This window comes from Xenorhabdus entomophaga (assembly GCF_037996725.1).
In the GTDB taxonomy this organism is placed as follows: domain Bacteria; phylum Pseudomonadota; class Gammaproteobacteria; order Enterobacterales; family Enterobacteriaceae; genus Xenorhabdus; species Xenorhabdus khoisanae.
Genome location: NZ_JBBMXH010000007.1, coordinates 1 through 13847 on the forward strand (window position 1 = coordinate 1; position 13847 = coordinate 13847).

Here is a 13847-nt window from a genome sequence, read left to right on the forward strand (position 1 = left end):
GCCTAAGGGAACCGCTTTTGGCCCACTGACGGAGCAAGCTATCAGCGATATGGAATTGAGGCTGAATATGACACCAAGAAAGATTTTAAATGGGCTGACGCCAATGGAAGCCTATACCGGTCGCATGTTGCACTTATTGCGTTAATCCAGCATAACTTAAATTACGAAATTTCATAATATGAGTAATATAAATCATATGAACACGGCTGACTTTATCTCGGACTGGGTAACAACTGAGGACTCTATTCGTCCATTGGTGTTTGAACACACATCACAGGCATTAATTGTATTAGATCCACACCAAAACCAGTTTATTGATGTGAATATCAGTGCCACTCAACTATTACGTTACGAACGTCATGACATTATTCAAAAAACGGTGACTTCTATTTTCGGTCATTTTAGTCAACTGCCAGATCTTCTGGCATTTACCGAAGAAGCGTTGGAACAAGGTTGGGCCTGGAGTAATGAACTGTATGCCTTTGATAAAAATGGCGGAAAAACTCAGCTGGATATTACTTCCATTTCATTACCCTATAAAAATAAAACATTACTGATATGGTCGCTGGCGGATGTCAAAGAATTAGAATTGCGCCAACACAATAAAAATGTCGATAAAGCCATTCAGGCAGATTTAAAAGAATGGCAAGCCTTACAGGAATTGTTTATAGACTCCGACACCGGTAAGCATTTATTGTTGAGCTCAGTGGGTGACGGTATTTACAGTATTAACAAACAAGGTTTGTGCACCTTTATTAACCCCGCCGGAGCTAAAATGTTGGGGCTGCAAGCTGAAGATGTGCTGAGTAATAATATCCATGAGATTCATCATCATACCCATGAAAATGGCGAGCCTTATCCTGTAGAAGAGTGCCCGATTTATGCGGCGGTACATGATGGTATTGTGTATGAAGGTATTCAGGAAATTTTCTGGCGCCGTGATGGCAGTTGCTTCCCCGTGGAATTTACCAGTACGCCTGTGATTCGTGACGGTGAAATTATTGGCGCAGTAGTTGTATTCCGCGATATTACCGATAGGCTGAATACCGAGAAGCAACTGACCCATGTCCTTGAAGAGTTGCGAGATTTAAAAAGCCGGCTGGAACAGCAAAATGAATATCTGCAAGAAGAAATTTTACAGGAAAATAAATACCATGAAATTATCGGCAATAGCGCATCCATTCTTGTTGCTATCACACGAAAATATTTGATTCTGGCAAAGATATTTCCCACCACATGTCGGTAACGATATAAACACTTACTCCCTAGTTGTAAGGACTCGCATTTATCCGCTTTTTCGGCTCACATTAACTGCAAATGAAATCCGCTACTTATTGGCTCGTCATTTTTTCGTAGGATCTGATTAACGCAGCCAACAAAACTGCAACTGGAAAATCGAAGGAGATAATATATATTTTATTATCTGAAACCAGCCAGAACGCTACGAATATTATTACGTTTTTTCGGACAGTTTTCATACTTGTGTTTTGTTGCCATATTTACATTTTTTAATTTATCGCATAATTGAGCAATATCTTTAGGTGTCCAATACAAATTATGTCCATAAAATATTCTATTGAATGGACTCAATAATCGCTCTACCCCTCCGGCTTTTAAAATTCGGGCAATTATTGTCGCACAATTCTTAATCAAAAAATTGTAATGCACATTCGTATGATTTATTGCTCTTCTTGCACTCAGCATTGCATTTACATCCAAACCATACAACCTGTAATAGACATGATACGTTTCTTGAAATTCCTGAAAAGTTTCTTCATCACTGAAAAATGCGTCTTCCCAAAATTTTTGTTGTCTAATTCTTTGTTGGAGAGATCCTTGTTGGATAGGTCTTCTGGGGTTAAAATCTACCTGATTGTCTATATAATTATGCAGATCGCCTGAATTAATTGCACCAATCAGCATTGCGGCATGACCCGTTATTGAGCCATATTCAGTATATTTAACAAATACTGTAGCACTAAGTTGCCTGTTGTCTGCCATCATGTAAATCCTCTAATAGCCTTCATCTTTAAAATTATCTGTTTAATTAGCTACATTCAATCAATCGCCATTATTTATGAATATAAGCTTATTTTTATTTTCGAGAATTTTCTTTCTTGCCAGCAGATCACAAAACTGGATATATTATTTAATATATAAAATATTTTATTGAAATTTAATAATTAATTTTAATTATATCTAAAATAAAGTTAATCATTATTTGGCTATTTAAAATCATAATCCTTACTTTCCGCTGTAATGGTCTGACCATGCCGATCCAGAGCTTTCACTTTTTCAAATCCGCTCTACATCTGCATAATATCCGGGAATAGATAAACATCCTTCCTGATTTACGACCTTACATTTTTTTCAACAATACTGGGGTTGATTAAAACCAGTGGCTGATTGCGTTCCGGCGAAATATCAATGACTAATACGGCTTCCTTTCTGCCCACCTGTGGTGCTGCCAACCCAATGCCGTTATCCGTGTTATACATTGTTTCCAGAATATCATCAATCAGAGTTTGAACATCCTCTACATCAGTGACATCAACACATTTCTGTTTCAATCTTTCATCAGGAATTGTGAGTATATCTAAAACAGCTATAACCACTCTCCTTTGTTCACGAGCCAGCCAAATAGTTCGGGGCATCAGCATAAATTGAGCTCCGCAATAATGGCTGCCAACTGCTCGGGCTGGCAGGTGATGGAGCAATGTGCCAGGTGCAGGGTAACGGGGGGTGTTATGGCGCAGGGCGTCGAGGTGACAATGACCGGGATAAACGGGGAGGCTTTAGGTTTATCCGTGGCAGTGGGTAACCATTTGGCGACCCACTGGGTGAGTATTTATAGGCAATTAGGTTAATCTATTTCTTCCAACGCCTTGGCTAAAGTAGCATAAAAACTTAATTGCCCTTTGATCGGCTCGATTTTGGCTCTTGCCAGCGTTTTCAAAGGCTGAAAGGAGATATCACACACAACGATATGTTTCTCTTTTCCCGTCTCCCGAACAAATCCCTGAAAAGCGTGTAGACCGCCCGCATCCAGCACTGGAACAGCATCCCACTGCATAATAATGGTTTGATAATCAGCGCCTTTTTCTTTTAACTCAGCAAAAATACGCTCTGCGGCAGCGAAAAACAGAGGGCCGTTAATTCGTACAACCAGCAGACCTTTATCACTATTTGTTGAAGGAGAAATGCTAATTCGGGTCATATTGGCAATTTTGCGCATAAACAAGAGCGATGCCAGAACGATACCGATCGTGATTGCTATCACCATATCAAACAGAACCGTCAGTGACAGACACAACAGCATGACGATGATATCGTCTTTAGGGGCACGGCGGATTAAATCTACAACCTTATGGGCTTCACTCATATTCCACGCCACAATCAGCAAAATAGCTGACATCGCGGCAAGTGGGAGATAAGAGAGCATCGGTGCGAGAACCAGCAGCGTCAATAATACCAGCAGAGAGTGAACAACAGCAGCAATCGGTGAAGTTGCTCCTGCACGCACATTGGCGGCTGAACGGGCGATAGCGGCGGTTGCGGTAATTCCGCCAAAGAGAGGGGCGACAATATTGCCCATTCCCTGACCAATCAACTCACCATTGGAATGATGTTTTTTTCCGGTCATGCCATCCAGAATAACGGCACACAACAAAGATTCAATTGCCCCTAACATGGCCATTGAAAATGCAGCGGGCAGCAGTGCTGATATTGTATTCCAGCTTATATCAAAGGAATGAGTGTCAGGTAAATTCCACGGCAGAATAAATTGGGGGAGAATTGGCGGAATACCCTGGCCCTGTGCGCCATCTTCCAGAATGTAGCTGAATGATGAGCCAATCGTTGCTACATCGTGGCCTAGCAAATACATGATACCCATGACGCCAGTACCTGCAATCAAAGCCGGTAAGTGACCCGGTAACTTTAATCCCAGTTTTGGCCAGAAAATCAAAACCAACAGCGTGGTAAAACCGATAAGTGTATCGCTCAACTGTAATGAAGGGAATGCTTGGGAGAGAGCAATGAGTTTATCGATATAATTTTCTGGCACATGCTCCAGTTTCAGGCCAAAGAAGTTTTGCACCTGCATGGTGGCGATAGTAATCGCAATACCAGAAGTAAACCCCAGCGTGACGGATAAGGGAATATATTCAATCAAGCGCCCCAATCGGGCTAATCCCATGACAACCAGAATAATGCCTGACATAAGCGTGGCGATAAGTAGACCGCTTAAGCCAAACTGTTGTGACACGGGGTAGAGGATCACGACAAAAGCCGCCGTTGGCCCGGAAACGCTATAACGAGATCCTCCGGTGAGAGCAATAACAATTCCTGCAATAGCTGCTGTATATAAGCCATATTGCGGCGCAACACCACTGCCGATTGCCAAAGCCATTGCCAGAGGAATTGCAATAATTCCCACTGTGACCCCAGCAATCATATCCTTGATAAAACGAGAGAAAGAGTAAGGTTCCTTCCAACAAGAGTCAATAAATGCACTAAATGGACGTATCCCCTTAATTTTACGAGTATTCATTGAAATAAAAACCAAAAATAAGACATCAAATGACGTGCTGAAAAAAAGAGAAGACAGAATATCGCTTTTATCAGCACAGAAAGGTGTTATATGTCAAAAAGTTAACTAATAGATTAGCGTTCGTGAAATAAAAATCAAATGATTAAATTGGTTTTGTTAATGCCATGTAATCCTAAAGGGAAACTAGATTCAATTTCGCATGTTTTTGGGAGCAGCTTATCTCATCAAGATAAACAGCAAAAGTACCCCCAGTTGCAGCATCAAACTCATAACTGCTCGTTTTAACAATGAAATTGAACCTTGAAAGCGATCTTTCTGTGTTCGTGACCGGGGGGACTTATTGAATATCAGCAATAATGCCTGATCGAACTCAGCACTCTTTTCAGGATGCAAACTCAAAAGCTGAAAATAGTGGCAATCGAGCCAAATGCGCCAACAATAGTACTGGCTGGACAGGGCAAAGAATAACGACATGGCATAAACTGCATGACTGCTTGCGGTTGTTATCCATATTGTTGTCGCTATAAGTACCGAAAATGCGGATAAACCCGAAATAAAGCGCCAACTTTGTAATGTGGTAATAACTACTTTGTTTGTCAGATTTTCCGGCTGCATATTACATTCTCCGGTCACGATAACATTCTGCCCATTGGATAAGGGCATCCAAATGTGTTTGCCTGAAAGTGACATAAGGTCTTGCTCGGCGAAGCATATCAATGGCGGTGGAAATATCGTACTCAGGGTGTCGTTTCAGTAACCATGCCGCCACTACCATTGCACTACGGGACAGCCCGAGTGTGCAATGAATGAATACGCTCCCTTTTTGGTGCAAATTGTCCAGCGTACAAACTGCGGATTGCAGTGCTTCAGGTCCCAATGGCAATAAATCGATTTGGGGTTGGCAAACGTAGTCTGTTGTATAGATATCAGGTTTCCTGTGCCATTCTGCCGTCATGTCCAACACACTGACTGTATTGGCTGATTTGGTGCTTGACGGATGTGGCAAACTACCAAGAATGATCCCTTCCACGATTTGATTATAAGGCGCGCTTTTTCGCCTGAACCAAAGGTAAGAAATCCAGGCACTTAATTGATAGGGAGCCATTACCCAACGTGCAGACAGTGACATTCGGCCATCGGTTTGCTTTTGAAACACTGAACTGCCCAATCCCGCATAGCCGAGAGCAACCATGAATAAAGATATAGCAGGCCACAACAGGATCCAGAAAACGCCGCCTAATCCAGATGCCATCAACGCAAACAAGAGGCTGCCTGCTGCATAATAGGCAAATAATTTTCTGGCATAGCTATCTTGGCTTGGTTGCCAGCGCCAACGGTGTGTAATAGGGAGCAAGTAACTGATCATGACTCCCACGGCAAGACCGGTGATCACATCAATAAAATGATGCTGCCAGGTCGTAAGAACCGATAAGGCAATGAGGGCAGACCAGATATGCAGCAATCCCCGCCAATAACCATGTAAGTGCGCGGCATAACGCAACCAGAGTAACCATAGCAGGATAATATGTAATGAAGGTGCCTGATTATAGGGCAGGTCAAACAGCTCCAGTTGATCGAATAACCACCCAAAAATGCCTTCGGTCACGGGACGGGAAAACGAAAATTTCAGCGGAAATAACAGGAACCCGACACAGGCAATCAGTGACGCTGTCACCAATCGCCAGCCGTGAATCCATTGCTCACGGCGGCAGGTACAGATAAACAGTGATATTCCGTAAAATAAATCGATACTCCAGTAAGGAATAATCGTCCATGACCAGAAAGGAATGTAATGTTCCCAACTGAACACCATAACTTCCACATCGTCTCTTTGTGCGGTGAGTTGATTGATTTGCCCGTAGGTAATAAAAAAGAACGGTGCCAGAAGCAACAGCCAGACAGCGGCTGTCAGCCACAAACGCGGGCGATTATTGTGAGGAAGTTTTGTCGGGTGTTTCATCTGCCTATTCTCAACGTTGGATTTTTTTGGCGATCGATACAGTGAAAATGCCCCAGTTATCAGTTAATTGATACTGCTTTTCAAAACCAGCGGCTTCTACCAGCGCATCCATTTCTCCCTGAGTACGCCGGCGCATAATCCACGGTTGGTTTTCACGATGGCTGGAAAGAACGCGAGCGATCATTTCAAGTTGTGGATGCCAAGGTTGCCCGGTATATATCAGGTAGCCGTTTTCTGCGATGGCACTGGCAAGGCCACGTAAAGAATCTTTGATTAGCGTATTGTCGGGGAATAATTCATAAAGGCCGGAAACAATGCCCAATGTGGGCTTTGGGGTAATGGACGCAATGCTATCGGCATTAAACGCATCACCGATAACAAAACGAATTTTATCTGCAAGGTGACGTTCTTCAATATACTCTTGTCCTTGATTGACATTGAGTTCGCTGTAATCTCTTAATAAAACGGAATCAACTTTGCTGAAATCATTGATTGCATCAAGAACGTAACGCCCATGTCCAGCCGCGATATCAACAATATGGACAGGTTGGTTTTGTTGATGTAAATAGCGAATGGCCTGACGGATTAATGTCTCCATATTGATTTTTCGTTGCCGTATGCCACGCCAGCCAACGTTACCCCTGAGATATTGTTGATCCAGCGTTCTCCCGAAAATTCCCTGGCCTTGTGGTTGATTGCGATAAACATAATCCAGTGTGGAACCGGAATCAAAACCTGTTTCCAGACCGAGGCGAATGCCTTCAGACGTTCTGCCCAAGCGTGTATTCATTGCCTTACGCATCAGTTTATAACTGAGGTTTTTGGGGCAGAAGCGTGGTAATGGCAGTGATAATTCCCGAAACTCGTCTGCGGTATGGCTCCAAATATCTTCATTGCTGTAATCATGTTGATAACGAGGGAACGCAAAAACGCGATCGATAAATGTACGTATTCTGCTGAAAACCAAATGGCGGTCTTTTTCGCCCAAGGTATCGTGGTAGAACCCTTCCATGACATGTTTTTCTTTAATCGGGGTGTTCAGACGCTGGTAAAATTGATGCTGTGGTTTATGGTGTACAACATAATCGCTGCCAGAAATAAAGAGTTGGGTTGGTAATGTAATGGCGCCGGCATCTTTCACTACACGTTCTGCGGTTTGATAAAGTTCTAATAGAATATTAACGGCAATTTCGCGGGTAATGAGAGGATCATTATCATAAGAGGAGATGCGGGCTTCATCGTGGGTCAGGAATTTCGCTTTCACATAAGAATTGACGAAAAAAACGCCCCGCATTTTCTGCATTAGTTGCAATCCTTGTACCGCAAAGGGGACATACAGCTTGATATCAAACGCAGGTGCAGCGAGGATCATTGCCCGAATTTTTGGAGCGTAATCATGTACCCAGGCAGACACTAACACTGCGCCAACACTTTGACCAATCACCACAATATTTTCCATTTCAATATCGTACTTTGCGCTAATAAACCTCACGAATTCATCAACATCACGAATTGACGTACCCATTGATGGACTATAACCTCGTGGCCCTTCTGTTTTTCCGTGCCCACGGGCATCCCAGGCGAACATTGGTACATCGGGCAGATTGAGTCCATCAACGACATGCTGGATCCGTCCTGAATGTTCATGACCACGATGGAAAATAATGATGGCTTTTCCGGCCTTAGCTTGTTCTTGCTGCGGCCAATAACGGTAAAACAGGGAAGCTGAATCTGATGTGGTGAAATAATGTTCTTCGGCAATACGTTGATTTGATGGTTGTGTATTCGATAAAAGCGTATTTGATGAAAGTGCCTTTGATAACTGTGTCATATTAATTCCTTATTTAGATTGTGACTCTTCATCCAGCCTGATTTCACGCAAGGTTTTAACAACACGCTGATAGCAAGTCATCAAGAGTAAAATGCCCATGAAAGGGAATAAGTAGTGGCTCCAGTTCAAGGCAGAAGGGAAAATTGCAATAATCAATCCATAAGTACCGAAGGCAAAAGCGCGGTCACTTTTTCCCATTGGGCCGTCATAGCGCCGTGATGCACCAATAGCCTGAGTCAAAACGCCAATAAATTCCGTCAGGATGGCCAAAAATAAGATAACCAACACACTCGTACTGCTGACATTCGGTAAAAAGCAGAAAGGGAGATAGAGGGCAACATCGGAAATAACATCCCCAAGTTCATTATAAATAGCGCCTAAATCGGATTTCTGGTGATGCTCCCGTGCCAACATTCCATCAATTGCATTGAGAGCCATGCGGATAAAGAGAAAAACAGGCAACAGCCAATAAAGAGCGGAAGAAGGAAATAGGCTCAATAATGAACCGATAGCGATTGATAAAAACATCGCTCCCAATGTAACTTGATTAGCGGTAATACCATGTTTGTGCAAAGAGATTACGATAGTGCGTAAGAGGTTTTGAAAACGGGGTTTTAGATTATAGATAGTCATCTTGCCCTAAGTTCCTTATAGGTCAAATTATCATCATTACTAATAAAATAAAAAATGTAAATCAAATAAAAGAGAAATTGTTTGATAGATCAACAAATTATTTATTGCAAAGAGATGATGATAAACTTTATGAGTTTTAATCAAATAGCCGATTAATGTTAAGGATACAACGCATTGTCCAGAGCACAACGTTTGTTATCTCTTATGGAGATGTTGCGTAGTTACCATTTTCCTGTACAGGGGAAAGTACTGGCAGAAAAATTAGATATTAGTTTAAGAACACTCTATCGGGATATTGCTACCTTGCAGGCTCAGGGTGCAATCATCGAAGGTGAGGCTGGTATAGGCTATATTTTACGGCCGGGTTTTGTCCTGCCGCCATTGATGCTGACGCAGAATGAAATAGAGGCTCTGGCATTGGGCGCAAGCTGGGTTGCTAAGCGTGCAGATCCACAGTTAAAAACATCCGCAATCAGCGCAATCAACAAAATTGCAGCAGTTATCCCAGCAGAATTAAAACAAGTTTTGGAAACCAATTCATTATTAGTGGGACCTGCTTCCACGAAAATTCAGCCTACCGTTGATATTCAGCAAATACGGCAAGCAATCAGTGACAGGCGTAAAATCACCTTTGCTTATCGGGATCTGAAAGGAAATCAATCCGAAAGGACGGTATGGCCATTTGCGTTGGGATATTTTGAAAATATCAGTATTGTCATTGGATGGTGTGAATTACGAGAAACATTTCGTCATTTCAGGTCGGATAGAATTAATCATTTAAAGGTTGAAAAATGGTGTTATCCGCGTTCAAGACAGTCATTACTTAAAGAATGGCGGGAAACACAAAAAATACCGAATTAGTGACTCTAGTGTATATAGAGCCAATCTCTCTCAATGAACGGGCGACTAGAATATTCCTAATAACATTATTCTCACCCCTCAGTCATCCCAGATTTTTTTAAGTAGCATATGCACCAAATTCTTCGGAAATGCCAAATATGCAGCATGATAAAAGTATAGATATTTACACGTCGAATTAATAAATATAGAAAACACTACTGACAAAAACTGTCACACCAGATTGCTACCCTGTGAACTCTACAACATGTTTTGAGTCAGCTATCTAACTATTGGAGTTTTTCATGTTAACCCTAACTTTTTCTACATCGATAAATGCAAAACCATCTCAAATTTGGGCACATTATATTGATTTTGATTTGCGGAAAAAATGGGAAACTGGCCTCGAATATCTTAAATTCGAAGGTGAAGTGAAAACTGGGCAATATGGCAGAATGGTATTAGGTGGAATGCCTGAGATACGCTTCTATCTTGCAAAGGTAGAAGTGAATAAAGAGTTCACCGATCAGGTTAATCTGCCACAGGTGGGAATATTAACTTTCTGTCACCAAATTTTGACCGATGAAAATAGCATGGCAAAGCGCATTCAGGTAACTGTTACTTTTGAGCCTGAAACGAATATGCTAAATACCCAGGCTGAGGGCTTCTTCAAACAAGTGACGCAAGATCTGGTTGAAACGATATCAAGGCTTAAGGCGATTGTTGAACAAAATGAAGCTGAAGCAAATGGAATGGTAGACTCCATCCTTGTTAATCCTAATCTTCAACTGATTTATGTTTCTGATATCGGGCGTTCTACGGTTTTTTATAAAACTATTTTCAATGCTGAACCGATCTTTTCCAGCCCGCGTTATGTGGCATTTTCTGCGGGTAAGGCGGCAATCTTTGCGATTTGGAGCGGAGGGGCAAAGCCTGATAGCGCTATTCCGAGATTTTCTGAGATTGGTATTATGCTGTCATCCAGCGAAGAAGTTGATCGACTCTTTGAAAGATGGCAAGAAAACACAAACATTGAGATTCGACAGGAGCCTTATAATGATGTGTTTGGACGCACTTTCCTCGTGAAAGATCCTGATGGTCATACTATTCGAGTGTGTCCTTTGGATTAAGAGCCTATCCCATTAGGCTCTAAGGTAAATGAAGGAGATATTATTTTATGTTAGGTTTTAATCATCAAAATGGTAGTTACTTAGAAACTGATGGCGCTCATATTTATTATGAGCGGCAAGGCAATCCAAATGGATATCCACTGATTTTTTTGCATGGTGGTTTAAGTGACATTGAGACATTTAACCGAATTGTGGACGAACTTGGAAATACTTACCAACTTATTGGTATAGATAGCAGGGGACAGGGTAAATCGACGTTAGGGCAAGGAAATTTATCGTACAAACAGCTTCAACAAGATGTAGAAGCAGTTGTCAGATATTTAACGTTAGGAAAATGCAGCGTTATTGGTCACAGTGACGGAGGTATTGTGGCGTTGCGACTGGCTGCGGCGGGAAGTATTCCAATTGATAAAATAGTCATCATAGGCGCTCATTGGACATTAAAAGAAGAGGACCCGACGAGAGAGATATTTACACTGGTGACGGCAGATGGTTGGCGAGCAATGTTACCTGATAGCTATGAAAGTTATCATAGACTGAACCCAAAAGCAGATTTCAACAAATTGTTCAGCAGTATTGTTCCTATGTGGCTTGATGATAGTGAGAGCGGTTACCCCAATGAAACTATCAGCAGAATAACGTGTAAATTGCTGGTGGTTCGGGGAGATAATGATAGCTTGGTTTCTCGTAGCAATTCAGCGGAATTAGCCGATAAAGTCACGCATTCTTGTTTTTTGAATATTCCTTTTACGAGACATTCGCCCCATGAAGAAAAACCAGAGTTGTTGATACCATTTTTGAAAGAGTTTTTATCAAATTAGATTTATACCCAATGGATTTCAAGATGCGTCGCGGCGGCAAGGGAATGAATCCCGGGAGCATAGATAACTATGTGACCGGGGTGAATGAGCGCAGCTAACAAAGAGGCAACTTGAAAGACGAAGAGTATAGGTTGCTAAATTAATCATGCCTGAGATATACACGATTGCATTTTTTGCTAAAAGCGTAATTGTGTCTCAGGCCTGTAGTCTTTCAGACTATTATTCTGCACGATTAAAATTTTTGAACTTTCTAACTATTGTTGATAGCATTCTTTTTCGGATAAATCCACTGGCTGGTCTTATGGCAAACCAATATAAAGTGCATATCTTTTGTGTTTTCTTGTTGGGACAAAAAATAAATGTTTCCGTAACTAATGAGCGATAACCATCGGGATATTCTTTGGTCAAAAAACGCAATACTAGTTTAGCGGATGTGTCATCATTAAAACTCATAAACGATTCACAATCAGGCTGATGTATAACGCCCAAATTAGCTTGCCAGAACCGACCCGTTAACCCCATGGATATCTCATGATCATTTTCATTTAGTATAGTGAATGTTTCTAAACCAAAATCATGATGCTGGAATTTTTTACTATTTGTTAGCTTTCCCAGTAAATAAATAGGCAGACTTCTAATGTTTATCAACGCATTGGTAAATATATCATCTGAGGTATCAAATTTCTTCACTGCTTGGATTATTTCTCTGGCAGGCGCATTTATTGGTTTAGATTCGTGGATTTCATAAAAATGAAAGTAAGGTAAAAATGGTGTTGGATATTGCCATTTTTTATGTTCTTTATGACTAACAATTCCTAAAAATGTCATGATTTTCCTCTTGTATTGTATTTTTTTGGTCTAATTTAGATAATAAGCGAAACTAATTTCATATTGATATATTTTCTTTATGTAATCTTTAAGGTGGACTTATAAGGTAATGATAACAGGATGATTTATTTTCTTCATATTATATTAAACCTGATTTTCATAACCATTATTGGTGAATAAGTGTGAATAATGGTCTATTTTATTTAAATCATTAATCATTTTATCAGCAATATGATAAAGGGAGGTGATATGTCGATTCTGACCATTTTGAAAGATACGCCACTCTGGGTTTGGATTTTATTTGCTTTTTTAATTAAACGAGGTGTCAATGCGTTATATGACAGGAAAATGAGAATTGAACGTTTGTTCTTTTTACCAATATTGTTTTTTATATGGGGTGGTTACAATGTATTGAATGAGACAGTATTTACAAATGTTGCATTATTAATGTTTATATTGGGGATATTGGCGGGAGGTGTTGTAGGATGGGTATTATGGAAAAACCAACCTAGATTAAGAAAAGGAAGTTACATTCTTTCAATTTTAATCTGATGTTTGGTTTTATAAGCGGTTTGTCTGATGGCGTTTTTTGGGGCGGGACACTGAATTTATTTATCCATTATTACAGAAACAACCTTAAAAATAGGCAGTGAGATAATTTTATGTTCCCTGTATTCACATAATAAGTTGCTGGGTGTGTCTTTGTTTAGGGGGATATAAATTGGTAGGGGTTTAAACGCAAAAAGCCCGAACATAAGTTCGGGCTTTCACGTATAAAATGGCGGTGAGGGAGGGATTCGAACCCTCGATACGTTTTCACGTATACACACTTTCCAGGCGTGCTCCTTCAGCCTCTCGGACACCTCACCAAATTTTGTTTTTGCAGTACTCTATAAGAGTACCTTTTGCTACATGCCCAATCATTTTTGATTGTGAATGCACTAAAAAAAAGCCTGAGCGTTTTGTTCAGGCTCTTTCAAAGAATATGGCGGTGAGGGAGGGATTCGAACCCTCGATACGTTTTCACGTATACACACTTTCCAGGCGTGCTCCTTCAGCCTCTCGGACACCTCACCATATTTTGTTATTGCAGTTAACTCGTTTAAGTTCATCGCTGCAACGGGGCGCTACTATAGGGAAAAGCAGAGCAGGCGTCAACAGGGTTGTGATGATTTTTTCCGGCTTTTTGATTGATTAGACAAATAAAAAACAATTTGCATGCTTGGCAATCAATTATGAAAGTGAATGCACTTTT

Annotated in this window: 13 protein-coding genes and 2 tRNA genes; 5 read left to right on the forward strand and 10 right to left on the reverse strand. The window is 41.0% G+C overall.

Features of this window, described 5'->3' with window-relative positions; all coding sequences use genetic code 11:
* The first annotated feature begins 178 nt into the window (after nucleotides 1-178).
* Entirely contained in the window at nucleotides 179-1246 is a 1068-nt protein-coding gene (locus AAC854_RS02255; protein WP_422824029.1) for a PAS domain-containing protein, read from the forward strand.
* 173 nt (nucleotides 1247-1419) lie between these two features.
* Here AAC854_RS02255 and AAC854_RS02265 read toward each other — a convergent pair whose 3' ends face one another.
* From AAC854_RS02265 to AAC854_RS02295, 7 genes are all read right to left on the reverse strand, one after another.
* Complete coding sequence (locus AAC854_RS02265) at nucleotides 1420-2004, reverse strand: hypothetical protein (RefSeq protein ID WP_340615712.1); 585 nt, start codon at nucleotides 2002-2004, stop codon at nucleotides 1420-1422.
* A gap of 347 nt (nucleotides 2005-2351) precedes the next feature.
* On the reverse strand, nucleotides 2352-2660 hold the full coding sequence (locus AAC854_RS02270) for a peptide deformylase (RefSeq protein WP_340615713.1): 309 nt from the start codon (nucleotides 2658-2660) through the stop codon (nucleotides 2352-2354).
* Nucleotides 2661-2863: 203 nt separating this feature from the next.
* Nucleotides 2864-4552 carry a C4-dicarboxylic acid transporter DauA gene (dauA, locus tag AAC854_RS02275; protein ID WP_340615714.1) on the reverse strand — a complete coding sequence of 563 codons (1689 nt, stop codon included), beginning with the start codon at nucleotides 4550-4552 and terminating at the stop codon, nucleotides 2864-2866.
* 216 nt (nucleotides 4553-4768) lie between these two features.
* On the reverse strand, nucleotides 4769-5167 hold the full coding sequence (locus tag AAC854_RS02280; RefSeq protein WP_340615715.1) for a hypothetical protein: 399 nt from the start codon (nucleotides 5165-5167) through the stop codon (nucleotides 4769-4771).
* Between the two features lies 1 nt (nucleotide 5168).
* A complete protein-coding gene (locus tag AAC854_RS02285; protein WP_340615716.1) occupies nucleotides 5169-6512 on the reverse strand; it encodes a phosphatase PAP2/dual specificity phosphatase family protein in 1344 nt (447 codons plus the stop codon).
* A 10-nt stretch (nucleotides 6513-6522) separates the two neighbouring features.
* Nucleotides 6523-8343 carry a bifunctional alpha/beta hydrolase/class I SAM-dependent methyltransferase gene (locus AAC854_RS02290; RefSeq protein WP_340615717.1) on the reverse strand — a complete coding sequence of 607 codons (1821 nt, stop codon included), beginning with the start codon at nucleotides 8341-8343 and terminating at the stop codon, nucleotides 6523-6525.
* Nucleotides 8344-8352: 9 nt separating this feature from the next.
* Complete coding sequence (locus AAC854_RS02295; protein WP_340615718.1) at nucleotides 8353-8976, reverse strand: CDP-alcohol phosphatidyltransferase family protein; 624 nt, start codon at nucleotides 8974-8976, stop codon at nucleotides 8353-8355.
* Nucleotides 8977-9150: 174 nt separating this feature from the next.
* Between AAC854_RS02295 and AAC854_RS02300 the strand changes: the two genes are divergently transcribed.
* The 3 genes from AAC854_RS02300 (at nucleotide 9151) to AAC854_RS02310 (ending at nucleotide 11764) form a co-directional block, all read left to right on the forward strand.
* Nucleotides 9151-9837, forward strand: coding sequence for a helix-turn-helix transcriptional regulator (locus AAC854_RS02300; RefSeq protein ID WP_340615719.1), 687 nt, complete (start codon nucleotides 9151-9153; stop codon nucleotides 9835-9837).
* A 281-nt stretch (nucleotides 9838-10118) separates the two neighbouring features.
* Nucleotides 10119-10943 (forward strand): VOC family protein, encoded by an 825-nt coding sequence (locus tag AAC854_RS02305; RefSeq protein ID WP_340615720.1) that lies wholly within the window; start codon nucleotides 10119-10121, stop codon nucleotides 10941-10943.
* Between the two features lie 47 nt (nucleotides 10944-10990).
* Nucleotides 10991-11764 carry an alpha/beta fold hydrolase gene (locus AAC854_RS02310; RefSeq protein ID WP_340615721.1) on the forward strand — a complete coding sequence of 258 codons (774 nt, stop codon included), beginning with the start codon at nucleotides 10991-10993 and terminating at the stop codon, nucleotides 11762-11764.
* Between the two features lie 219 nt (nucleotides 11765-11983).
* Here AAC854_RS02310 and AAC854_RS02315 read toward each other — a convergent pair whose 3' ends face one another.
* The gene (locus tag AAC854_RS02315; RefSeq protein ID WP_340615722.1) at nucleotides 11984-12592 is read right to left on the reverse strand and encodes a hypothetical protein; all 609 of its coding nucleotides are present in this window, start codon (nucleotides 12590-12592) and stop codon (nucleotides 11984-11986) included.
* Between the two features lie 249 nt (nucleotides 12593-12841).
* Here AAC854_RS02315 and AAC854_RS02320 point away from each other — a divergent pair, with 249 nt between their 5' ends.
* Nucleotides 12842-13144, forward strand: coding sequence for a DUF6622 family protein (locus tag AAC854_RS02320; RefSeq protein WP_340615723.1), 303 nt, complete (start codon nucleotides 12842-12844; stop codon nucleotides 13142-13144).
* Nucleotides 13145-13371: 227 nt separating this feature from the next.
* On the opposite strand, the gene AAC854_RS02325 is transcribed toward AAC854_RS02320, so the two are convergent.
* Both AAC854_RS02325 and AAC854_RS02330 read right to left on the reverse strand, forming a co-directional pair.
* Nucleotides 13372-13461 (reverse strand) — tRNA-Ser (locus AAC854_RS02325).
* 117 nt (nucleotides 13462-13578) lie between these two features.
* A tRNA-Ser gene (locus AAC854_RS02330) sits at nucleotides 13579-13668 on the reverse strand.
* Nucleotides 13669-13847 lie beyond the last annotated feature (179 nt).

Coding starts and splice junctions, on each gene's coding strand:
- AAC854_RS02255 (WP_422824029.1), top strand. CDS start 179: ATGAGTAATATAAATCATATGAACACGGCTGACTTTATCTCGGACTGG.
- AAC854_RS02265 (WP_340615712.1), bottom strand. CDS start 2,004: ATGATGGCAGACAACAGGCAACTTAGTGCTACAGTATTTGTTAAATAT.
- AAC854_RS02270 (WP_340615713.1), bottom strand. CDS start 2,660: ATGCTGATGCCCCGAACTATTTGGCTGGCTCGTGAACAAAGGAGAGTG.
- dauA (WP_340615714.1), bottom strand. CDS start 4,552: ATGAATACTCGTAAAATTAAGGGGATACGTCCATTTAGTGCATTTATT.
- AAC854_RS02280 (WP_340615715.1), bottom strand. CDS start 5,167: ATGCAGCCGGAAAATCTGACAAACAAAGTAGTTATTACCACATTACAA.
- AAC854_RS02285 (WP_340615716.1), bottom strand. CDS start 6,512: ATGAAACACCCGACAAAACTTCCTCACAATAATCGCCCGCGTTTGTGG.
- AAC854_RS02290 (WP_340615717.1), bottom strand. CDS start 8,343: ATGACACAGTTATCAAAGGCACTTTCATCAAATACGCTTTTATCGAAT.
- AAC854_RS02295 (WP_340615718.1), bottom strand. CDS start 8,976: ATGACTATCTATAATCTAAAACCCCGTTTTCAAAACCTCTTACGCACT.
- AAC854_RS02305 (WP_340615720.1), top strand. CDS start 10,119: ATGTTAACCCTAACTTTTTCTACATCGATAAATGCAAAACCATCTCAA.
- AAC854_RS02310 (WP_340615721.1), top strand. CDS start 10,991: ATGTTAGGTTTTAATCATCAAAATGGTAGTTACTTAGAAACTGATGGC.
- AAC854_RS02315 (WP_340615722.1), bottom strand. CDS start 12,592: ATGACATTTTTAGGAATTGTTAGTCATAAAGAACATAAAAAATGGCAA.
- AAC854_RS02320 (WP_340615723.1), top strand. CDS start 12,842: ATGTCGATTCTGACCATTTTGAAAGATACGCCACTCTGGGTTTGGATT.